Origin of the sequence: Hymenobacter psychrotolerans DSM 18569, from assembly GCF_900142395.1 — a bacterium.
Lineage (GTDB): Bacteria > Bacteroidota > Bacteroidia > Cytophagales > Hymenobacteraceae > Hymenobacter > Hymenobacter psychrotolerans.
The window spans coordinates 235839-255785 of sequence record NZ_FRAS01000002.1; the positions used below are offsets into that span (position 1 = coordinate 235839).

The following is a 19947-nucleotide window of genomic DNA, read 5'->3' on the forward strand; positions in this document are numbered from 1 at the left end:
GGCAAAACCGCGGCTGCCGGCCCCGAACCATAGCGTGCGGCGGCCTGTTTCGCATTCTGAAACTGCTATCTTTGAACCTGATTCCCACCCAACCACTTCCTATGTCTTCGCAAGCTGACGTTCTCTCGCCCAAGGCCAAAGCCGCCAACCACCACGGTTCCACCAACGCGGCCGGCTTCACCGACTACTTCGACCTCGACGGCCTGCTCACCGAGGAGCACAAGCTCATTCGCCAGAGCATCCGCGACTTCGTGAAGAAGGAAATCAGCCCCAACATCGAGAAGTGGGCCCAGCAGGCGCACTTCCCTTCCGAAATCGTGAAGAAGTTCGGCGACGTGGGCGCGTTCGGGCCTACCATCCCCACCGAGTACGGCGGCGGCGGCCTCGACTACATCAGCTACGGCCTGATTATGCAGGAAATTGAGCGCGGCGACTCCGGCATGCGCTCCACCGCCTCGGTGCAGGGCTCCCTCGTGATGTACCCCATCTACGCCTACGGCTCCGAAGAGCAGCGCCGCAAGTACCTGCCCAAGCTGGCCTCCGGCGAGTGGCTCGGCTGCTTCGGCCTCACCGAGCCCGACCACGGCTCCAACCCCGGCGGCATGACCACCACCATCAAGGACATGGGCGACTACTACCTGCTCAACGGCGCCAAGCTGTGGATCAGCAACTCGCCCCAGAGCCAGGTAGCGGTAGTGTGGGCCAAAAACGACGAAGGCCGCATCCGGGGCGTCATCGTGGAAAAAGGCATGGAAGGCTTCACCGCCCCCGAAATCCACAACAAGTGGAGCCTGCGCGCCAGCATCACCGGCGAGCTGGTGTTCGACAACGTGAAGGTGCCCAAGGAAAACCTGCTGCCCAACGTGGAAGGCCTCAAAGGCCCGCTCGGCTGCCTCGACTCGGCCCGCTACGGCATTGCCTGGGGCGCCATCGGCGTGGCCATCGACTGCTATGAGTCGGCGCTGAAGTACTCGCTGGAGCGCGAGCAGTTCGGCAAGCCGATTGCCGGTTTCCAGCTGCAGCAGAAGAAGCTGGCCGAAATGATTACCGAAATCACCAAAGCCCAGCTGATGGTGTGGCGTTTGGGCGTGCTCAAAAATGAAGGCAAAGCCACCAGCGCCCAGATTTCGATGGCCAAGCGCAACTCCGTGGAAATAGCCCTGCACATTGCCCGCGAAGCCCGCCAGATTCACGGCGGCATGGGCATCACGGGCGAGTATCCCATCATGCGCCACATGATGAACCTGGAGTCCGTCATCACCTACGAAGGCACCCACGACATCCACCTGCTCATCACCGGCGCCGACATCACCGGCATCCAGGCGTTCAAGTAAGCGCCTGCCTTATCCGGCAAAAAAGGCCGCTCCGTTCCCGGAGCGGCCTTTTTTGTGCGCCTTGTGCGCCGCGTGTAGCTACTTCGTCACCTCCAGCAGCCAGTCTTCGCCGTCGCGGCTGAGCAGGTGGTAGTGCCGGCCACCGGTGCGCTGGCTGAGTAGCAGGCCGGCTTCTACCAGCACCGGCAGGGCGCGGTGCAGCGTGAGGCGGGTAGTGTCGGCCAGCTCGGCGAGGTCCTTGGTGGTGAGGCGCGGATGGGCCATCAGGGCGTAACACACGCGCCCGAAGGTGAAGGACCGGCGCGGGTCGAGGCCGGGCAGCCGCTCGCGCAACGCCAGCGCAATGCAGATTTCCAGCGAGGCCTGGTCGTAGCCGTGGGGCGGGCGCTCCGGCGGCAGGTCGCGGGTGGCTACGCGGTGCGCAAAGGCGGCCAGCAGGCCGGTATCATCGGGGCGGGGCGCCTCATCGGGCAAAGCATCAGAAGCCGACATACAACAAAACGAAGTAGAGCGTACTACAAAGTATGGGGAGAAAGCCGCCTGTAGGTATCAGAAACAGGTAGCCGCGTATCTAAAAAAGCACGCCGTGTATCGAAGATAGGATTCCCGGTATAGCAGACACGATTACCGGTATGATAGACAGAATACCCGGTATAGTAGATACGATTTCCGGTATCAGAGAAACAGTTCCCGGTATAGCAGAAACGACTTCCGGTATCAGATATACGACCTCCGGTGTCACACATACGGTTCCCGGTATATGCCCAACGTCTTCCGGTATATGCCCAACGGCTTCCGGTATCAGACAAACGGCTTCCGGTATCGGACAAACGGCTTCCGGTATCAGACAAACGGCTTCCGGTATCGGAGTTAGGCTAGTGGGAGCGGCACCGGGCGGCTACCGCTCCAGCAGGAAGGTGGTTTCGTTGATGGAGCCGCCGCCCACGCTGATCTGGGTAGAATTGACGACCTGCCAGCCGGCCTGCCGAAGCTCGTTGAGCTTTTTCAGCTCGCTCAGGTGCAGCTGGTCGTAGGAGCTGGCCATCTTGTTGAGCGAGCCGGCCTTGGCGTCTACCTCAGTGGTTTCGACCTGGCCGCTGGGCGAGAGGGTGGAAATGGTGTTTTTGCCCCCGAATCCCGTGCCGGCGAAGCGGCTCACCACCATCATATACTCCGGGTTGGCAGCGGGCTTGGGATAAAACGCCCACGAGCCGAGGGCGGCCAGGAGCAGGGCGGCGGCGGGTAATATCTTCTTCATGGTGCTGGAAAGCGAGAAAAACGGTGAATTGGGCTTTCAACTTACGCTGTTTCCGGCACATGTCCGCGCCTGCTACCGCAGCTCGTCAAACGCATATTGCGCGCTGCTCCAGAACTCGTCGAGGGTCATGATGCGGGGCTTGAAAAACGAAATCAGGGCGGGCCAGTCGTCGCGCGAGAACAGGTTGACAGGCGTCAACTCGGTGAAGATGCGGCTCAGGGGCTGGCCATTGGCGTCGATGGCATCGGCTTCCCAGCGCCAGGTTTCGCCGGTGGCCTCGTGCAGCATGGTTTTCAGCTCCCGGAACTGCTCGAAAAACAGCTCCCGCACGCCCGCGTCGGGGTGGGTAAGCTCGATGCCGATAGTGGCGCGGCGGCCGTCGGCCTGCATCCGAAAATAGACGTGCTTGAGGCCGGTTTTGTAGTTGATCCAGTTCGTGGGCACGCCCTCCGCCGACGGCACGGGCGCCATATACTGCCCAAACGTGGTCCAGAAAGCCTGACGCAGCTGGGTTACTTCCGTTTTGCTATACATAAGGCAAAAGTAGGCAACGCAGGCCACGCGCCGCCGGGGTGGGCGCGTGGCTACAGCAGGTCGGCTAGGTGTTCCATTTCCTGCCGGGCCTGCGCAAACTCGGGCTCCGCACCGTACTCGTTCTGCACCAGTTCCACAAACCCGCCCACAATAATGGACAGCACGTGCCGCACCCGGGAGGCAGCCTCCGGGTCGTGGTCGGTGCTTATGTCTACTCCCTGCAGAAACAGGCGCTCCAGCTCGGGCTGCAGCATGGTCATGGCGCACACCTGCGCGCACCGGTACAGCAGCACCAGTTCGGGCAGCGTAAAGCCCAGCGGCTCGTCGGGGGCGGCGTTCAGCAGGCGCTGCCGTAGGCGGGGCAGCAGTGGGGTGTGGAAGGCCTCGTTGGCCCCAACGGCACTGGTAAAGGGCGTTTCCAGCGTATCGGGCAGCACGTCGGGCAGCGTGGCGGAGAGGCGCATCACCTGCAGCTGGGCTTCCTGAAACGTCATCTGAACGGCCGGCTCCTCGGCTTCCGTGTCGTCCGTTTCGTAGGCGGGCGCGGCCGGCTGCGCCTCGGGCGGTGTGGCGTGAGGCAGTGGGGGCAGGCTGGGGAGCTGGCGGGCCACAATGCCTTCCAGCTGCAGGGCACCCAGCGCCAGGCTCTCGGCATCCTCGCCTTCCAGCTGGCCCAGGTACGTGGCAAAGTTGTCGGCGAGTAGCTGCAGGCCGTGCACAAAATGGTCGAGCAGCAGCTGGGACTGGTGCAGATCGGGGTCCTCGGTCTGCACGTGGCCCGAAAACCCCTGGATGCGCTTGAGCAATTCCAGACCCATCGGGCTGGTGAGGAGCTGCTCGCCCAGGCGTAGGTACCACAGGAACTCGGTGGGCTGCTGCACCATCACGGTGCCCAGCGACACATCGTCGTGCACGGCCTGCATGGTACTCACGAAGTCGGCGTCGAGCTCGGTAAGGGCGGCCACTTCCTGCGTGAGGGCCGTGTGCGGGTGCTGGAATACGTGGCGGCACACGCTGTTGACGAGGATAAGAGAGGTACGCATCTGCGCGTAGAAGCCCGCGGGCAGCCCCCCGTTCATTTCAGTAGCAAAAGAGGAAAAGTCGGACATAGACAAAGAGGATAAAGCCGGTTTAATAACGGAAAAACCCGCGGATAAACAGCCGCCTGCAGCGCCTGTGTGCCAAGGGGTTCCTTCGGCTGCCCGGCAGAATTCCGGCGGGCCGGCATGGCAAGCTGCCGGCCTTCGTGTTATGTTTACGGCCTCACCAAGATTTTCCTTTCTATGGCTGACGCCCCCGCTCTCGTTCTGCTCGAATGCCTGGTAGCCGGCACCACCCACCGCCCCGGCCTCCGCGACTACGAGCCCAAGCTGCAGCCGGGCCAGTCGTTGGCACTGGAGCGTGAGCCCGCCAGCGCCTACGACGACTGGGCCGTGCGCGTGCTTACCGACGCTCCCGATGCCATGTGGCTGGGCTACCTGCCCGAGGGCCGCAACGAAACCATTGCCCGCCTGCTCGATGCCGGCTTCCCGCTTTCAGCCCGCCTCACCCACAAAGCCTGGGAAGACGAGTGGCTGCACCTGGAAATAGAAGTGCTTCTACCGATAAAGTGAATGAGTGAATGAGTGAATGAGTGAATGAGTGAATGAGTGAATGAGTGAATGAGTGAATGAGTGAATGAGTGAATGAGTAGCATTACTGAAAGCCAGTCGTTCGGATAGTCCATTCACTCATTCACTCATTTAGTCATGCACTCATTGCTACAGCGCGTCGGCGAGGGCCAGCACCTGCTGGCGGGCCTGCTGCAGCGCCGGCTCCTGCGGAAACGTGTATTGCACCCAGCGCGTGAAGCCGCTCACGATTTCGCCCACGGCTTGGCGTCCGCTGGGCTCCGGCGCGGCCGGCGAGGCGGCGGCTTCCTCGGGAGAAACGCTCGGAAAAATGCTACCCAGCCCCACCTTCTCCAGCACCTCCGACACAAATACCATCCCGCAGACCTGCATAGCCTGGTACAGCTGCACCAGCTCGGGCATGGTCAGGGCGAAATCCTGGGCCGGCTCCAGGGTGCTGAGGCGCTCTATAATAGGCTCCAGAGCGGCCGGGCGCAGCGCCGGAAGTTCGGCCACGGCCTGCAGAAACGGATGCTCGCCAGCCTCGGGCAGTGAGTGTACCAGCAGCAGCGCCAGCCGCATCATCTGCAGCTGCGGCTCCGTGAACCGAATGGTAGCAGCCGGAGCCGGGTGGGCCGCCACATAGTGGCTGAAGGCCTCCTCTACGTGCAGGCGGTGCATTCCCAGCGTTTCGGCCGCCGGCAGTTGCTCTTCCAGCAGCGCCAGAAACGCGCCGCTTAGCTCCAGGCAGTAGCTTTTCAGGGCCTGCATCTGTGCCGTATCAATAGCCATCTGCTGCTGCACGTAGCCGAGCACCGGGGCCGCCAGCGTAGTGTCGAGGGTGAGGCGGCCGAGCAGGAGCAGGTCGTAGAGGGCGCGCGGCTGGGCCTGCAGGGTCTGTAGCAGCTGGTCGTGGCTGGCAATGGTATTCAGTTCCGCTACGCGCAGCGTGTTCAGGCCGGTAAGAGCCATCAGCTGTAGCAGCGGGGCATCCTGCGGCCGGCTCAGCAGCTCGGCGCAAGCCATGCCGTGCAGACTCAGGCAGTGCGCCAGCTGGTCGTAGAAGTCGGCCGGAATGGTGTGGAGCCAGTTGTCGGAGGGCATTGCGTGGGGTGGTAGGAGTGGCAAATCAGGCCAAAGATACGGCCATCCTGCCGCGCCCGGCCCATGTTCAGTTGCCCGCCTCCACTCCTAAACGAAAATGCGCCCCATGCTGCGCCCACCGAAACACGCCCAGACACCTGCTTATATGCAGGGCGTTCTGGTGGCTATTTCAGCAGGGTGTAGCCAATGCGGAAAGCCCCGGCGGGAGCTAAGCGCGTTTTGTTGCCAGGGTCGGGGGTAGCGGCCAGAAAGTTCTGGTTGGGAGCGTCAAAAATCGGATTGGCGGTGCGGTCATTCAGCGTCTGGTAGCGCACCTCCCGCTGCCGCACGCCCAGGCCCAGCGCCATATCCAGCCAGAAGCGCTGGCCAAGCCGCCGCATCATACCGGCTTTCAGAGCGGCTCCGCGCACGTTCCGCTCAATATGAGCCTGATCATATGCCCGGCGCTCATCTCCGCGCTCATAGGTGCCGCTTTTCAGGTCGTAGCTCTGCGGCACATAAAACGCCTCGGCCGCTACGTACCATTGCTGCCGCTCGGAGCGCGGAATGTAATAGCGGCCTTCCAGCTTGAATTTCTGGTAGCGGATGTTGGCCTTACTCTGATTCCAGTAAAACAGCTGCAGAGGTGTAAACTTGAAGCCATAGTCAATCTCCAGCCCAATGCGCGGCACCGGCCGAAACTCCAGTCCCAGCATCAGCGCGCTGGTACTGGGGTCCAGCAGCGTCAAGGGAGACGTCTTGAGCAGAAGGCGCTCAGAATGCAGCTGCCGCAAAGGAGGCAAGCCAGCCAATTGGCTTTGGGCCAGGGCTGAAGTGGAAAGGGCTATTCCGGCGGCTGCAAGCAAAAAGGAAGACGTCATGGAGGAGCGGCTGTGGTGGGAGCTGGCACTAAGCCGGCTACCAAATATATCTGTTCGCGGCCATAACTGCCACCCGGAGCGGCAGATAAAAATGAAAATACTATTGAGATTAGTAAAATAGTAGGGTGACGCTATTTTTTTGCTAAAAAGGGGACAATCTGCCGGCTGCAGGTGTTACCTTGCTGCTACCAACTTTCACCCTTCGTACTATGCGCGAACCGTTTCTAACCGGCGGCAACGACCACATGGACGCTACCGAAAAAGACATTGACAAGGCGCTCCGCCCCCTTTCCTTCGACGACTTTGCCGGGCAGGATAAAGTGGTGGAGAACCTGAAGATTTTCGTGGCCGCGGCCCGCCAGCGCGGTGATGCTCTCGACCATGTGCTGTTGCACGGCCCTCCCGGCTTGGGCAAAACCACTCTCTCGCACATCATCGCCAACGAGCTGCAGTCGGGTATCAAAATGACCAGCGGCCCCGTGCTCGATAAGCCGTCGGATCTGGCCGGCCTGCTCACCAATCTGGAGCCGCACGACGTGCTGTTCATTGATGAGATTCACCGGCTCAATCCCGTAGTTGAGGAGTATCTGTATTCGGCTATGGAGGACTACCGCATCGATATTATGCTCGATTCGGGCCCGAATGCGCGCTCGGTCCAGATTTCGTTGTCGCCGTTCACGCTGATTGGGGCTACCACCCGCTCCGGCATGCTCACCTCGCCGCTGCGGGCCCGTTTCGGCATCAGCTCCCGCCTCGAATACTACGATTCCAAGCTGCTGACCAGCATTGTGCAGCGTTCTTCCGAGATTCTGGGCACTCCGATCTATGAGGACGCGGCCTTCGAAATTGCGCGCCGCTCGCGCGGGACGCCGCGTATCGCTAACAACCTGCTGCGCCGCACCCGCGACTTTGCCCAAATCAAGGGTGATGGTACCATCACGGTAGATATTGCTCAGTTTGCCCTCAACGCCCTCGACGTAGACGCCCGCGGCCTCGACGACATGGACAAGCGCATCCTGAGCACCATCATCGACAAGTTCAAGGGTGGTCCGGTGGGCCTCAGCACCATTGCCACGGCCTGCGGCGAAGAAGCCGAAACCATCGAGGAAGTGTACGAGCCGTTCCTGATTCAGGAAGGCTACATCAAGCGCACCAGCCGCGGCCGCGAAGCCACCGAGCACGCCTACCAGCACCTCGGCAAGCTCATGCCCCAGCACCTGCGCGGCAACACCGGCGAGCTGTTCAGCTAACCCAGCATTCTAAGCACAGCAAAGGGCCTTATTACGCCGCCGTCATCCTGAAATGACTTATGGTTACGTAATAAGGCCCTTTGCTGTGCTTAGAATGCCGTATTCTTGTGCTTCATTCTATCTGGCGCCATGCTCCCAACCGCTCTTTATACTGCCTTTATCAAGCAACGCGCGGCGGAGTTGGGCTTTATGTACTGCGGTATTTCCAGGGCCGAGTTTCTGGAGGAAGAAGCGCCGCGCCTCGAAAACTGGCTCAGCCGCAACATGCATGGCCAGATGGGCTACATGGCCAACCACTTCGATAAGCGCCTCGACCCGCGTCTGCTCGTGGACGGGGCCAAGTCGGTGATTTCACTGCTGCTCAACTACTACCCGCCCCAGGAAACCCAGCAACCCGACGACACGCTCAAAGTCAGCAAGTACGCCTACGGCCGCGACTACCACTTCGTCATCAAAGACAAGCTGAAAACCTTGCTGGCGGCCATGCAGGAGGAAATAGGGGAGGTGGGCGGCCGGGTGTTCGTCGATTCGGCGCCGGTGATGGACAAGGCCTGGGCCAAGCGCAGCGGGGCCGGCTGGATGGGCAAAAACACCAACCTGATTACGCCCGGCGCGGGCTCGTTCTACTTCATTGCCGAGCTGATTGTGGACGTGGAGCTGGACTACGACGGCCCCATCAAGGACTATTGCGGCACCTGCACCAAATGCCTGGACGCCTGCCCCACTGGCGCCATCACCGAGCCCTACGTGGTAGACGGCAGCAAATGTATCAGCTACTTCACCATCGAGCTGAAAGACCAGATTCCGCGGGAAGTGGAAGGCAAGTTCGGCAACTGGGTGTTCGGCTGCGACATCTGCCAGGACGTGTGCCCCTGGAACCGGTTCGTGAAGCCGCACCAGGAGCCGCAGTTTAATCCGCACCCCGGCCTGAAAGACCTCAAGGCTTCCGACTGGCAGGAAATCACGCACGAATTGTTTTCGGAGCTGTTTCGGCAGTCGGCGGTGAAGCGTACGGGCTACGTGGGGCTGCAGCGCAATATCCGGTTCGTGACGGGCGAGTAGCCTGGGCACTAAAAAGCCGGCCCGGTGGCAGTCATTTCAGACTGTACCGGGCCGGCTTTTTAGATAAAGAAGTAGGCTATACCGCGGCAGGCTGGGTGAACACGCGGTTCAGGATGCGGCGGTAAAGGGTAGAGAACTGCTCGTAGCACCATTCTTTCAGCTGAGTCAACTCAACGGGCAGCAACATGCGCAGTGCCTTGCGTAACTCCTTCTCAAACAGAATTTTATCGAAGCTGACTTTGAGAAGAATGGTTTTGGCGTATTCCAACATTGTTGAAAGCTTGTTTTCGGGTGGGTTAGGGCGGAAAATGAGGACAGGGTCGTTATACGGAAGAACTGCTTGTTTGCTGTTCCGTAGCCGGGCAGTTGCCGTTCTTTGCTGAAAGTTACAACTAATAATTGGCTGCGTTATAAAGAAAGAGCGGGGTGGAAAAGTTCAGACATTCTCACAAACGGGCATAAAAACGAAAAAGCAGCGGCTTGGGTTAGCCACTGCTTCTCAAAAAATCAGTCGTTTTACGACGCTCAGTAAGGTTTTTTAGTAACTGAAAAGGGCCAGTACTGCCTGCGTCTGATCGGTGTTTAGAGGCTCATCAAAGGCTTCCGGGACGCCCTGCGTCAGGATGTTGGTGCCGGGGTAGCCAATGGGCAGCAGCTGGAACGGTACGGGCCGGGTGTTGGAGAGGTATTGCTTCAGGGCATCCTCGCCTTCGTACACTACGTCCGTCTTCCCGGCTACCGTAATGCTGGCGTCGGTGGGGCTGGGCCAGGGCTTCACGGTGGCGCCGCGCTGCTTGCGCATCAGGCGGATGCGGGCTGCGTGGCGGGCCTCGGTGGCGTGCAGCTGCAATACCGTCTGCACGATAAAGGCATTGTTAAGAAATTCCACTTGACCTTTGTAAGCACGCACCGCCGCATCTTCCAGCAATTGAGCAACCTGCAGAAACTGGTCGAAATCGGTGAAGACGTTGGCAAACAGGGCAGGCTGCGTGCCGTTTTTGGTGCCCGTAAAGTCGAAGTTGGGAGCCGCAATGGCTGTGCTGCCCGAGCTGGTAATAGCGTCCGTCAGGAGCACAATATGCTGCTGCTGGTGCCGCTGCATAGCTGCAACGGACGCCCGGAACGTAGGATCAGCCGGAAAAAAGGGCACCGTAAGGGCCAGCGCGCGGGAGTACAGAGCTTCCTGCAACCGCTCAATCTGCAAAAACAGATTCAGAGAATCGAGGATGGTGAGCGTGGTGCGGGCCTGCGCAGGCAGGGCAGCCAGCCCGAAGGGCAAGGCAGCGGCCAGCGCCTTTGCGCCGAAGCGGCTCAAATTCTCCAGCGCCTCCCGCCGTGGCGCCGACTGCTCCAGTTGGTTCGGATTGATTTCGGCCAGCTCGGCCAGAAGTTTCAGAATATTCATGGCAGGCAGCGCCTTAAGTAGTCGGCAGAAAATCCGTAGAGATAGGCACGGGAATGAACGGCTGGATCAGGGCCACCACCTCCAGCGGCGTTTTGGCTGCATCGAGGCCGGTAGTGCCGATACCCGTGGCCCAGGAGCCGGGCTGTACCAGCTCCTGCACCAGGGTAGCGTGGCGGGCTTCTACGGAGGCAATTTTCCCCAGCAGCTTCAGGAAAGGCGCCGTCAGGTGCTTGCCCGCGCCGTTGTAAGCGGCTACCCCAATGTTTTCCAGAAGCTGAGCAGCGGCCCATACCCCGGCGCGCGTGGTGAGCGTCAGGGAAGAGAAGTCGAAGGTGAGCGGCGTCACGAAGCTGTTGTCGTAGACGTTGGTGCCCAGGGCATATTTCAGATACTCGCGGTGAATAAGCTCATGGTCACGCAGATCCGTCAGATAAGCCAGTTCGCCGGGCAGCAGGTCGGCGGGAGGCGTTGCTACTACCTTGTCGTAGAAAGCCGCTTCCAGCTGCTCCAGCAGATAGGCGTAGTTGAGGATATTGTTGTCGAGGCTGTCCTTTGTGGCAATGACCAACTGCTGGGTAAACGTGCCCGGGTTGGGCGTGTCGTCTTTGGCACAGCCGGCCAGCACCAGGGCAGAGGCAGCCGCTCCGGCCCCGGCCACGCGGAAGAAAGAACGGCGGTGGAGCGTACGCGCCAGAAATGAGTTGTCGTGCATAAGAAAAGGTGTCGGTGGAGCAGACCAACAAATGCGCCCGGCACCGATTCAACAAAGATAGTCTGTTATGGTGGGATGCTCTAACCCGGGAGAAGGTTGCACAAAAAAGGCGCCCCGTATAGGGCGCCTTTCTCTAAAAAGCAGGAGCAGTATGCCTAAAACGTGACAACTGAGCGCGCAATATTTACGACGGTGGTGTTGTCGAGTCCTTCATCGAAAGCTTCGCTCACTTCAGCAGCCGTGTAGGTGTTGCCGCCCACCGAAGTCAGCGTCAGGCCACCCTGGGACAAATTGCCCTCGGCCGGGAAAGTAGCCGCGGGGTTGCCAGCGGCATATACCGGTGCCGGCGCACCGTTGCCTTCGGCGTTGGTGATCCAGCCAAACTGCTGAATGCCGCCGGCAGCGGTGGCGCGGCGCATATAGCGGATGTGGGAAGCATGCCGGGCCTCTACTGAGTGAATCTGCAACGCTACCGTCAGCAGGTTCACCACGTTGCCGCCCACAGTAGGGTTCAGCGTGCGCGGAATATTGGTAGCCTGGCCTTTGTAGGCCCGTACGCCGGTGTCCTCAAATGCCTGAGCAAACGTCAGGAACGTAGGATAGTTGGAAAAAGCGGTGCCAAAGTTGAAGCTGGCCGGCCGGGGATTAGCCGAAGTACCCAGCGCCGCCTTCAGCAGGTTTACGTGGGCCGTTTCGTGGTTCTTGATGGTCTGGATGGCACCGCGGGCAGCGCTGCCGGTCGTCAGGTTGGCGGCCAGCGTAGGAGCGGCCAGCGCCTGGGCGTAGAAGTCTTCCTCCAGGTACTCCAGTAGCAGCGCGTAGTTCAGAATATCGTTGGCATTAGCTAGCGTCTGCTGGCCTACAGCCTTGTTGAAAGCCGAGCCGATGGCAATAGGAGCAGCCGCCAGCGCCATTTTGCGCGTGATGTCGCCGAGGGCCGAAAGGGCGCTACGGCGGTGGGTCAGGCGGTCCATGATTTCAGGATCAACCTTCTCTATCTCGGATATTATTTGAAACAGGTTCATAGTGTTCGGAAGTCAGAAGTGAGAAGAGAAAGTTATTTGCCGACGTTGGCGCCGTCGATAGTTTCCGTGATGAAAGGCTGCGCGGCGGCCAGCACCTGTGCTACCGTCATAGCTTTATCGAGGCCGTTGGCATCCACTGCGGTGCTATCGGCAAAGGTGCCATTGTTAATCAGGTCGCGGATAAACGCCGCGTGGCGTGCTTCCACCGACACAATTTTGCCGGCCAGCAGCAGGTAAGTCGGGTCCTGGATGAGGGCGCCGGCTCCGTTGTAGGCTGCTACGCCCAAGTCCTCAAAGGTTTTGGCGGTGTCCAGCACCTGCGTCCGGTTGCCGAAGTTGAGGTTGCCCCATTTCGGAGTGAGAGCCGGAATAGCGCTGGTTGCCGGAATGGCCGCCTTGAAAAAGTCGCGGTGAATAGCCTCGTGCTTGGCAATGGCGGTTAGCGCGGCGCGTTCGGCCGCATCGGGGAAGGCCGTATTGAAGCCGGCATTCGAGATGACCTGCGCGTAGAAGGCTGCTTCCAGCTGCTCCAGAGCATATGCATAGTTCAGTACGCCCACATCGCCGGAGCCCAGGCTCACAGTGCCCGCCGCTGGGTTCGTTGGCTCGTCGTCATCGTCGTTGCAGCCGGAAAGCAGCAGCGTGGTAGCTGCGGCCGTGGCGCCCGCATACATAAAGAACGAGCGGCGCTTGATGGGCACCTGAAGCGGGGTAGCATTTTCGGCCTCTTCGCTGCTGTTTTGGAGGTTTTTAGACATGGGATGAAAGATTAGGGTAGAGAAAAGTTCTGGCAAAGGGGTTCCCTTGAGGCCTGTGGAGCCTTTTTTTGGGAAGAGTACTGAACTGACTTGGGGGTATTTGCTGGTGACTTACGTCTTATTCGTTCGGAGTGGATTCCAAAAGCCGTAATTATGTAATGTCGAGCTTGGAATGTTACTGTTCAGCACAGGCTACAAGGCGCCTATTGGCCGGCGGTACGAGTAGCAGAAAACCGCTTGGCTGGGTGCTGGGGGCTTTTTTGTGTAGCTTTGGCTAAGCTCCCTCTGCTCTATGCGCTTATTTCTGCTGTGGCTTCTTTTTTTCCTGGCGTGCCATGCGGTGCCACTGCCGGGCTATGCCCAGCCCGCCCCGAAGCCCGCCGCCGCCGCTACCGACCTGCAGGTAACCCTGGAGCTGGGTGCTACCGCGTTTCCGGTCACCGAATACTTTACCATTAGCTTCCGGCTACAAGGCGGCCGCCTCGAGCGGTATTCGGCTTTTCCGGATCTGGAGGGCTTCAAAAAGAGCGGCAAATCAAGCACCACCACCACGCGCATCGTGGAAGGCCGCACCACCACCGAGTTGATTATCACGCAGCGTTACGCCGCTTATGAGGAGGGCGAGTTTGTGGTGAAGCCCTTTACCATGACCGTGAACGGGCAAACCGTGCGCTCGGCCGGGGCTACGCTGGCAGTAGGGCCGGCTCCCGTGGCGGCTACCCCCGGCACCCCGCCCGTAGGGGGCGGGCTCCAGGGCCTGGGCCTGCTCGACCAACTGTTCGGGAAGCCCAAGCCGCAGGAATACGTAGAGCCGAAGGATAATGCTTTTCTAGCCCTGGTACCCGATAAAACCAGCGTATTCGTGGGCGAAGGAGTGCATGTCGGGCTTTATTTCTACCTCACGCCCAACGACCAAGGCCTGTTGGACTTCTACAACTTTGCCGGGCAGCTGCCCGCCATACTGCGCCAATTGCGGCAGCGCACCGCCTGGGAGGAGCCCTTTGATGAGCAGGAGATTTTGCCGGAGACCGTAACGATGGGCGGCCGGCAGTTTATTCGGTTTCGGCTCTACGAAGCCCAGTTCTACCCTCTGAACACCGAGCCACTGACCTTTCCGGCGGTAGCGCTGCAGATGGTGAAGTACCGCGTGGCCAAAAAGCCGGCCGAAGGGCTGGACAACCGCCTGGAAGGCTACAAAACCTACTACACCGCCGCCCGCCGCGTGCAGGTAAAGCCGCTGCCCCCGCACCCTCTGCGCGACCAGGTGCCCGTGGGTAGCTACCAGCTGCGCGAGGCCATCGACCGGACGGCGTTCCGCACGGGACAGGCATTTACGTACAGTTTCGGGGTAGAGGGAGAGGGAAATCTGGCGGCGCTAAACGCCCCGGCCGTGCGGCCCCGGCCCGGGCTGGAAGTGTACGGCCCCGATGTGCGGCAGGAACTCACCCGGCAGGGCGGGCGCGTGGGCGGGCGCAAAGTATTTCAATACCGCTTTGTAGGGCGCAACCCCGGGCCGGTGCCTCTTGACAGCCTGCTGGCCTTGGTGTATTTCGACCCGGCCACCGGCCGCTACGACACGCTGCACCCGGAGCTGAGCCCGCTGCTGCGCGGCCCCGTGCGCGGTACTGCCGAGTTCCGGGCCCGTCCCGATGACCCGTTTTACCAAAAAGTGCTGTTTGATGCTTCCAGCACGATGCAGCCACTGGACACATACCACGATGTGCGCCGCTACGCCAACTATATTCTGGCGGCGCTGCTGGTGGTAGCTGCCTGGGGCTGGTGGCGGGGCCGTCGGTAGAGCCGTCGCGGGCGAGGTAGAAGCGCTACTTCGCCGTTACCTTTGCCGCCTTTCCCTGGCTTTTGACCTACTCATCCTATGAATACTTTCGGCACGCTGTTTCGGATTACTACGTTTGGCGAGTCGCACGGGCCCGGGATTGGGGTGGTGATAGATGGCTGCCCGGCCGGGCTGGCCGTAGTTGAAGCCGACATTCAGGCGGCCTTGGATCGGCGCCGGCCCGGGCAAAGCGACCTGACTACGCCCCGCAAGGAAGCCGACCGGGTCGAAATTCAGTCCGGCATTTTCCAGGGCCAGACCACGGGCACGCCCATCAGCCTCTACATCCGCAACCAGGACCAGGCCAGCCACGACTACTCCCACATCGAGCACGCCTACCGCCCCTCGCACGCTGACTACACTTACGACCAGAAGTACGGCCGGCGCGACTACCGGGGCGGCGGCCGCAGCTCGGCCCGCGAAACAGCCGCCCGCGTGGCCGCCGGCGCCGTTGCACAGCAGCTACTCACGCAGCACGGTATCCGGGTGCAGAGCTACGTGTCGCAGGTGGGCGCGGTGGCGGTGCCAGTCGGGTACGAGCAGCTGGATCTGGGCCTCATCGACTCGAACCCGGTGCGCTGCCCGCATCCCGAAACCGCCGACCGAATGGCTGCCCTGATCCGCCAGACCCGGGACCGGCACGACACAGTGGGCGGCCTCGTGACGGGCGTAGTAACCGGTGTTCCGTCCGGCCTTGGCGAGCCGGTATTCGACAAGCTGCACGCTGAGCTGGGCCGCGCCATGCTGGGCATCAATGCCGTGAAGGGCTTCGAGTATGGCTCAGGCTTCGCCGGCACGCTGCTTTTCGGCTCCGAGCACAACGACCAGTTCTATACCAATGACACCGGTCAGGTGCGTACCCGCACCAACCACAGCGGCGGTATTCAGGGTGGCATCTCCAACGGGCAGGATATCTACTTTCGGGTGGCGTTCAAGCCGGTGGCCACCATACTGCAGCCTCAAGCCACCATCAACGACCAGGGTGAGGAAATAACGCTGGCCGGCCGCGGCCGCCACGACCCCTGCGTGCTGCCCCGCGCCGTGCCCATCGTAGATGCCATGGCCCAACTGGTGCTGGCCGATATGCTGCTGCGCGCGCGCACCAACCGCGCAGAGTGGGCCGGATAGCACTATCCGGCGCCAGACTTTGTTGTGTACGCTGAAGGAGCTGAAGTCCGGCTGTCTTGCTTCGTGCAGAGCAGGAGTACTGTTATACTTCGCTACCTTTGTAACTATTGCCGCACTGCGCGGTTTTACGTGTCAGGCCGACTGAAAGCGGCCGACTTTCTCCCGCTTGTCTCCAAGTCTTTCAAACATGGCTGAACAACTCACTGCCCCCGCCGGCCCGGTTTCTATCTATGCCGAAGCCTCGCCCAACCCCGAATCCATGAAGTTCGTGCTGAACGCCCAGCTGCTGGCTGACGGTGTGAGCGTGGACTATCCCAACCTGGAAGCTGCCGCCAATTCGCCGCTGGCCCAGGAACTCTTCAACTTCGATTATGTGGGCCGCGTGTTCATCGCCCAGAACTTCGTAACCATCACCAAAACGTCCGAGCATCAGTGGGCCCAGCTTATTCCGGAGCTGCGCACCTTCCTGAAGTCGTACGTGGAGGCCAGCGGCCCCATCTTCACCGTCGATCCGGCGGCTGAGCAGCGCGCCGCCCAGCAAGCTGCCGCCACCGGCGACAACTCGGAAGCCGACCAGCAGACCAGCCAGAAAATCATCGACCTGCTCGACAACTACGTGCGTCCCGCCGTGGAGCAGGATGGTGGCAATATCACCTTCAAAAGCTACCAGGACGGCATCGTGACCGTGAACCTGCAGGGTTCGTGCTCCGGCTGCCCCTCGGCTACCGTTACGCTGAAATCGGGCATCGAAAACCTGCTCAAGCGTATGGTGCCGGAAGTGAAAGAGGTAGTGGCCGAAGGCGTTACAGCTTCGTTCTAAGCCTGCTTTCAGGCCGTAAGCAAAAAGCCCTGGCTACACAGCCAGGGCTTTTTCTATGCTCTTACAGAGTAGGAGCGCCATTGCGTAAAAGCGGCAGGTGCTCTGGAGTGGCTGTTTATCTGACGACAGAAGCAACAAAAAAGCCCGACCAGAAGGCCGGGCTTTTTGGCGGAAGAATCAGCGGAAGCCGATTCCTGCCGAAATACGCTTTACATGTTGGCTGTCGACAGCTTGGGCGCGTCGTCGTCGTGGATGTGCGTCGACATGTCGGTGCCGCGCAGCTTGGCGTCTTTGCGGCCGTAGGTGTCGAGGATGATAGGCGTGGCAATGAACAGCGACGAGTACGTGCCGAGCACGATACCTACCAGCATAGCAAACGAGAAGGAGCGGAGCGTTTCACCCCCGAAGATGTAGAGCACCAGCACCACCAGGAACACCGTGGTGGAGGTGATAATCGTACGGGAGAACGTGCTGTTCAGGGCCGGGTTGGCCACCTGCGCAAACGTCAGCTTGGGGTTCTCGTGCATGTATTCCCGGATTCGGTCGAAGATTACCACCGTATCGTTCATCGAGAAGCCCAGCACGGTCAGCACGGCGGCCACGAAAATCTGGTCCATTTCGTAGTTCAGGCCGAACAGGCGCGCAATCGGGTAGCAGGCAATTACTAGCAGCACGTCGTGGAACAAGGAAACCACGGCTGCCAGCGAGAACTGCCACTTTTCGAAGCGGAACAGTACGTAGATGAAGATACCGAGCAGCGTCAGGCCCAGGCTCAGCACCGAGGTGCGCTTGATATCGTCGGCAATGGTAGCGCCTACTTTCGAGGTAGACTTGATGACGGGAGCATCGGCGGCGAAGTCGCGCTTCAGCTCATCCATCATCACCGCTTCTACCTTCTTGTCGGCCGCTACCGTTTCGTCGTCGGCCAAAAAGCCGGTCGTGATGCGCAGGCGGTTAGGCGAGCCGAAGGTTTTCACCTCCGTGCCGGCGCCCTGGAAAGCCCGCTCTACCAGCGCGTCGTGCACCGTAGAAGCTTCCATCGACTTGTTGAAGTCTACGATATAGGCCCGGCCGCCGCGAAAGTCAACGCCCAGGTTGGGGCCGCCCTGCACCGCCATCAGCACAAAGCCCGTCACAATGAACACCGTGGACAATGCGTAGGCAATCTTGCGCTTGCCCACGATATCGAAGTTGGGGCTCTTGAACAGCTGACGCGAAAGGAAGGTCGAGAAGGTGATTTTGCTCGTCTCCTTGCCTTTCACCAGCCACTCGATGATGAGGCGAGAAATGAATACGGCCGACAGGAACGAGGTGAAAATACCGATGAGCAGCGTCACGGCGAAGTTCTGCACCGGACCCGTACCGAAGATGAACAGCGTCAGGGCGATGATGAGCGTGGTGGCGTTGGAGTCGAAGATGGCCGAGAAAGCGCGCGAGTATCCTTTGTTGATGGCGTCGTGCAGGCCCAGACCGTGGTCCAGCTCTTCCCGGATCCGTTCGAAGATCAGTACGTTGGCATCCACGGACGAGGCGAATACCAGAATCAGACCCGCAATACCGGGCAGCGTGAGGGCGAAGGAAAACTGAGCGAGTACGCCCAGAATCAGGAACATGTTGAACAGCAGGGCAGCATCGGCTACCAGGCCAGCGCGGCCGTAGTACACGGCCATGAACACCATGATGATAACCAGACCCGCCAGCGACGAGTACAGACCCTGGTCGATAGCCTCCTGACCCAGCGACGGACCTACCACGGCTTCTTCCACGATGCGCGTGGGAGCAGGCAGCTTACCGGCTTTCAGTACGTTGGAAAGGTCCTGGGCTTCTTCGATGGAGAAGCTGCCCGAAATGCTGGTGTTGCCGCCGGCAATTTCCGACTGCACCACCGGATCAGAGTACACATAGTCATCGAGCACGATACCTACCTGGCGGCCGATGTTGGCGCCGGTCAGTTTCTGCCATTTCTTGGCACCCGAGGGGTTCATGGCCATGCTCACTTCGGGGCGGCCGCTCTGGTCGTAGTCCTGGCGGGCATCGGCTACTACTTCGCCACCCAGCGGAGCCTCCGCGCCGGGAGCCTTGCGGATAGCCGTCAGCTTCAGGTATTCCTGGCGCTCAATGGTTTCCGGCTTCACGTTCCACAGGAACGTCAGGTTGGGGGGCAGAATAGCGCGGGCCTCATCCGAGCGCAGAATGGCGTTCATGCGGGCCGTGTCGCGCACGTTTACGCCCAGCTGGCCGGGAATCGGCATGGTAAACAGGCGGGCCAGTACCGAGCCCTGCTGCGTAGTAGCCGAATCGGTTTTGGCCGCGGCCGTAGCATTCTTTTTGGCCAGCTGGCTGGCCAGCGAAGTAGAGTCGCCGGCGGTGGCAGTAGAGTCGGTGGCAGCGGCACCAGCCGGAGTAGCCGTGGCGGCTGTGGTGGTTTTCTCTTTCGCAATCAGCGCCTGATCAAGCTGCTGCAAGTAGGGGCCGAACTCATCCTGACGCCATACTTCCCAGAACTCCAGCTTGGCCTGGCCCTGCAGCAGCTTGCGCACGCGGTCCGGGTTGTCTACGCCGGGCAGTTCCACCTGAATGCGGCCCGTGCCTTTCACCCGCTGAATGCTGGGCTGGCTGGTGCCGAACTTGTCGATACGGGTACGCAGGATATTGAAAGAGCGGTCGATGGCTTCTTCCACTTCCTTGTCGATGGCGCCGATTACCTTGTCGTTGGTCGAGTTGATGTCGATGCCGCGGCTCTTGTTGGTGGTGTTGGCGAAGATGCGGGCCAGGTTGTCGCCGGGGGCTACGGTCTGGTACGCCTGCGCAAACAGCGTGGTGAACGGAGTCGACGGGTTGGTCTTCTGAGCCGCTTGCGCCTGCTCCAGTGCCTGGTTGAACTTCACGTCCTTGGAGTTGCCGCTCATGGCGCGCACAATCTCCACCGGCGACACTTCCAGCGTCACGTGCATGCCGCCTTTCAGGTCAAGGCCCAGGCCCAGCTCCGAAGCGCGCACGTCGCGGTAGGTGTAGTCAACCCCCAGAATGCTGGTAACCGGCGCGCGCCATACCGAATCGAGGTAGTGCTGGCGCTGCTTCTGGTTTACCTTGCCGTTGACGGTGGCATAGGTTACGGCATCATCCTGCACGCGCCGCGAGATGAACGTGAAGGTCAGAAAGTAAATACAAAGGGCCGACACGATAATGGTCAACCCAATGATGAGTCCTTTATTACGCATTGAAAAAAGTAAAAGAATGAAGCTTGGAA

At 60.5% G+C, this 19947-nt stretch carries 19 protein-coding genes; 7 read left to right on the plus strand and 12 right to left on the minus strand.

Features of this window, described 5'->3' with window-relative positions; translation table 11 throughout:
- The first annotated feature begins 101 nt into the window (after window positions 1-101).
- Window positions 102-1334 carry an acyl-CoA dehydrogenase family protein gene (locus BUE15_RS03905; RefSeq protein WP_073281385.1) on the plus strand — a complete coding sequence of 411 codons (1233 nt, stop codon included), beginning with the start codon at window positions 102-104 and terminating at the stop codon, window positions 1332-1334.
- 78 nt (window positions 1335-1412) lie between these two features.
- Here BUE15_RS03905 and BUE15_RS03910 read toward each other — a convergent pair whose 3' ends face one another.
- The 4 genes from BUE15_RS03910 to BUE15_RS03925 form a co-directional block, all read right to left on the minus strand.
- Window positions 1413-1826, minus strand: a complete 414-nt coding sequence (locus BUE15_RS03910; protein WP_073281386.1) for a Fic family protein — start codon at window positions 1824-1826, stop codon at window positions 1413-1415.
- A 406-nt stretch (window positions 1827-2232) separates the two neighbouring features.
- Window positions 2233-2592 carry a hypothetical protein gene (locus tag BUE15_RS03915; protein WP_073281387.1) on the minus strand — a complete coding sequence of 120 codons (360 nt, stop codon included), beginning with the start codon at window positions 2590-2592 and terminating at the stop codon, window positions 2233-2235.
- A gap of 72 nt (window positions 2593-2664) precedes the next feature.
- Window positions 2665-3126: a DUF4268 domain-containing protein gene (locus BUE15_RS03920; RefSeq protein WP_073281388.1), complete on the minus strand. Its 462-nt coding sequence runs from the start codon at window positions 3124-3126 to the stop codon at window positions 2665-2667.
- A gap of 50 nt (window positions 3127-3176) precedes the next feature.
- Window positions 3177-4235 carry a hypothetical protein gene (locus tag BUE15_RS03925; protein ID WP_073281389.1) on the minus strand — a complete coding sequence of 353 codons (1059 nt, stop codon included), beginning with the start codon at window positions 4233-4235 and terminating at the stop codon, window positions 3177-3179.
- 174 nt (window positions 4236-4409) lie between these two features.
- Between BUE15_RS03925 and BUE15_RS03930 the strand changes: the two genes are divergently transcribed.
- Entirely contained in the window at window positions 4410-4739 is a 330-nt protein-coding gene (locus BUE15_RS03930) for an HIRAN domain-containing protein (protein ID WP_073281390.1), read from the plus strand.
- A gap of 147 nt (window positions 4740-4886) precedes the next feature.
- Here BUE15_RS03930 and BUE15_RS03935 read toward each other — a convergent pair whose 3' ends face one another.
- Together BUE15_RS03935 and BUE15_RS03940 are read right to left on the minus strand one after the other, a co-directional pair.
- Window positions 4887-5840, minus strand: a complete 954-nt coding sequence (locus tag BUE15_RS03935) for a hypothetical protein (protein WP_073281391.1) — start codon at window positions 5838-5840, stop codon at window positions 4887-4889.
- A 164-nt stretch (window positions 5841-6004) separates the two neighbouring features.
- Window positions 6005-6568 carry a DUF3575 domain-containing protein gene (locus BUE15_RS03940; protein ID WP_073281392.1) on the minus strand — a complete coding sequence of 188 codons (564 nt, stop codon included), beginning with the start codon at window positions 6566-6568 and terminating at the stop codon, window positions 6005-6007.
- Window positions 6569-6909: 341 nt separating this feature from the next.
- On the opposite strand from BUE15_RS03940, the gene ruvB reads away from it, so the two are divergent.
- Entirely contained in the window at window positions 6910-7950 is a 1041-nt protein-coding gene (gene ruvB / locus BUE15_RS03945; RefSeq protein WP_073281393.1) for a Holliday junction branch migration DNA helicase RuvB, read from the plus strand.
- A gap of 129 nt (window positions 7951-8079) precedes the next feature.
- The gene (gene queG, locus BUE15_RS03950) at window positions 8080-9012 is read left to right on the plus strand and encodes a tRNA epoxyqueuosine(34) reductase QueG (RefSeq protein ID WP_073281394.1); all 933 of its coding nucleotides are present in this window, start codon (window positions 8080-8082) and stop codon (window positions 9010-9012) included.
- A 76-nt stretch (window positions 9013-9088) separates the two neighbouring features.
- On the opposite strand, the gene BUE15_RS03955 is transcribed toward queG, so the two are convergent.
- From BUE15_RS03955 to BUE15_RS03975, 5 genes are all read right to left on the minus strand, one after another.
- Entirely contained in the window at window positions 9089-9283 is a 195-nt protein-coding gene (locus BUE15_RS03955; protein ID WP_073281395.1) for a hypothetical protein, read from the minus strand.
- A gap of 267 nt (window positions 9284-9550) precedes the next feature.
- Window positions 9551-10417 carry a ferritin-like domain-containing protein gene (locus BUE15_RS03960; protein ID WP_073281396.1) on the minus strand — a complete coding sequence of 289 codons (867 nt, stop codon included), beginning with the start codon at window positions 10415-10417 and terminating at the stop codon, window positions 9551-9553.
- A gap of 13 nt (window positions 10418-10430) precedes the next feature.
- A complete protein-coding gene (locus tag BUE15_RS03965; protein ID WP_073281397.1) occupies window positions 10431-11129 on the minus strand; it encodes a ferritin-like domain-containing protein in 699 nt (232 codons plus the stop codon).
- Between the two features lie 155 nt (window positions 11130-11284).
- Window positions 11285-12154 (minus strand): ferritin-like domain-containing protein, encoded by an 870-nt coding sequence (locus BUE15_RS03970; RefSeq protein WP_073281398.1) that lies wholly within the window; start codon window positions 12152-12154, stop codon window positions 11285-11287.
- Window positions 12155-12186: 32 nt separating this feature from the next.
- Window positions 12187-12912 (minus strand): ferritin-like domain-containing protein, encoded by a 726-nt coding sequence (locus BUE15_RS03975; RefSeq protein WP_073281399.1) that lies wholly within the window; start codon window positions 12910-12912, stop codon window positions 12187-12189.
- 292 nt (window positions 12913-13204) lie between these two features.
- Here BUE15_RS03975 and BUE15_RS03980 point away from each other — a divergent pair, with 292 nt between their 5' ends.
- The 3 genes from BUE15_RS03980 (at window position 13205) to BUE15_RS03990 (ending at window position 16697) form a co-directional block, all read left to right on the plus strand.
- Window positions 13205-14710: a BatD family protein gene (locus BUE15_RS03980; RefSeq protein WP_073281400.1), complete on the plus strand. Its 1506-nt coding sequence runs from the start codon at window positions 13205-13207 to the stop codon at window positions 14708-14710.
- Window positions 14711-14788: 78 nt separating this feature from the next.
- Window positions 14789-15877, plus strand: coding sequence for a chorismate synthase (aroC, locus tag BUE15_RS03985; RefSeq protein WP_073281401.1), 1089 nt, complete (start codon window positions 14789-14791; stop codon window positions 15875-15877).
- A gap of 187 nt (window positions 15878-16064) precedes the next feature.
- On the plus strand, window positions 16065-16697 hold the full coding sequence (locus BUE15_RS03990) for a NifU family protein (protein ID WP_073281402.1): 633 nt from the start codon (window positions 16065-16067) through the stop codon (window positions 16695-16697).
- 209 nt (window positions 16698-16906) lie between these two features.
- Here BUE15_RS03990 and secDF read toward each other — a convergent pair whose 3' ends face one another.
- Window positions 16907-19918, minus strand: coding sequence for a protein translocase subunit SecDF (gene secDF, locus BUE15_RS03995; protein WP_084548802.1), 3012 nt, complete (start codon window positions 19916-19918; stop codon window positions 16907-16909).
- Window positions 19919-19947: the final 29 nt, after the last annotated feature.

Coding starts and splice junctions, on each gene's coding strand:
- queG (WP_073281394.1), top strand. CDS start 8,080: ATGCTCCCAACCGCTCTTTATACTGCCTTTATCAAGCAACGCGCGGCG.
- BUE15_RS03920 (WP_073281388.1), bottom strand. CDS start 3,126: ATGTATAGCAAAACGGAAGTAACCCAGCTGCGTCAGGCTTTCTGGACC.
- BUE15_RS03960 (WP_073281396.1), bottom strand. CDS start 10,417: ATGAATATTCTGAAACTTCTGGCCGAGCTGGCCGAAATCAATCCGAAC.
- secDF (WP_084548802.1), bottom strand. CDS start 19,918: ATGCGTAATAAAGGACTCATCATTGGGTTGACCATTATCGTGTCGGCC.
- BUE15_RS03955 (WP_073281395.1), bottom strand. CDS start 9,283: ATGTTGGAATACGCCAAAACCATTCTTCTCAAAGTCAGCTTCGATAAA.
- ruvB (WP_073281393.1), top strand. CDS start 6,910: ATGCGCGAACCGTTTCTAACCGGCGGCAACGACCACATGGACGCTACC.
- aroC (WP_073281401.1), top strand. CDS start 14,789: ATGAATACTTTCGGCACGCTGTTTCGGATTACTACGTTTGGCGAGTCG.
- BUE15_RS03915 (WP_073281387.1), bottom strand. CDS start 2,592: ATGAAGAAGATATTACCCGCCGCCGCCCTGCTCCTGGCCGCCCTCGGC.
- BUE15_RS03935 (WP_073281391.1), bottom strand. CDS start 5,840: ATGCCCTCCGACAACTGGCTCCACACCATTCCGGCCGACTTCTACGAC.
- BUE15_RS03980 (WP_073281400.1), top strand. CDS start 13,205: ATGCGCTTATTTCTGCTGTGGCTTCTTTTTTTCCTGGCGTGCCATGCG.
- BUE15_RS03975 (WP_073281399.1), bottom strand. CDS start 12,912: ATGTCTAAAAACCTCCAAAACAGCAGCGAAGAGGCCGAAAATGCTACC.
- BUE15_RS03970 (WP_073281398.1), bottom strand. CDS start 12,154: ATGAACCTGTTTCAAATAATATCCGAGATAGAGAAGGTTGATCCTGAA.
- BUE15_RS03925 (WP_073281389.1), bottom strand. CDS start 4,235: ATGTCCGACTTTTCCTCTTTTGCTACTGAAATGAACGGGGGGCTGCCC.
- BUE15_RS03990 (WP_073281402.1), top strand. CDS start 16,065: ATGGCTGAACAACTCACTGCCCCCGCCGGCCCGGTTTCTATCTATGCC.
- BUE15_RS03965 (WP_073281397.1), bottom strand. CDS start 11,129: ATGCACGACAACTCATTTCTGGCGCGTACGCTCCACCGCCGTTCTTTC.
- BUE15_RS03905 (WP_073281385.1), top strand. CDS start 102: ATGTCTTCGCAAGCTGACGTTCTCTCGCCCAAGGCCAAAGCCGCCAAC.
- BUE15_RS03930 (WP_073281390.1), top strand. CDS start 4,410: ATGGCTGACGCCCCCGCTCTCGTTCTGCTCGAATGCCTGGTAGCCGGC.
- BUE15_RS03910 (WP_073281386.1), bottom strand. CDS start 1,826: ATGTCGGCTTCTGATGCTTTGCCCGATGAGGCGCCCCGCCCCGATGAT.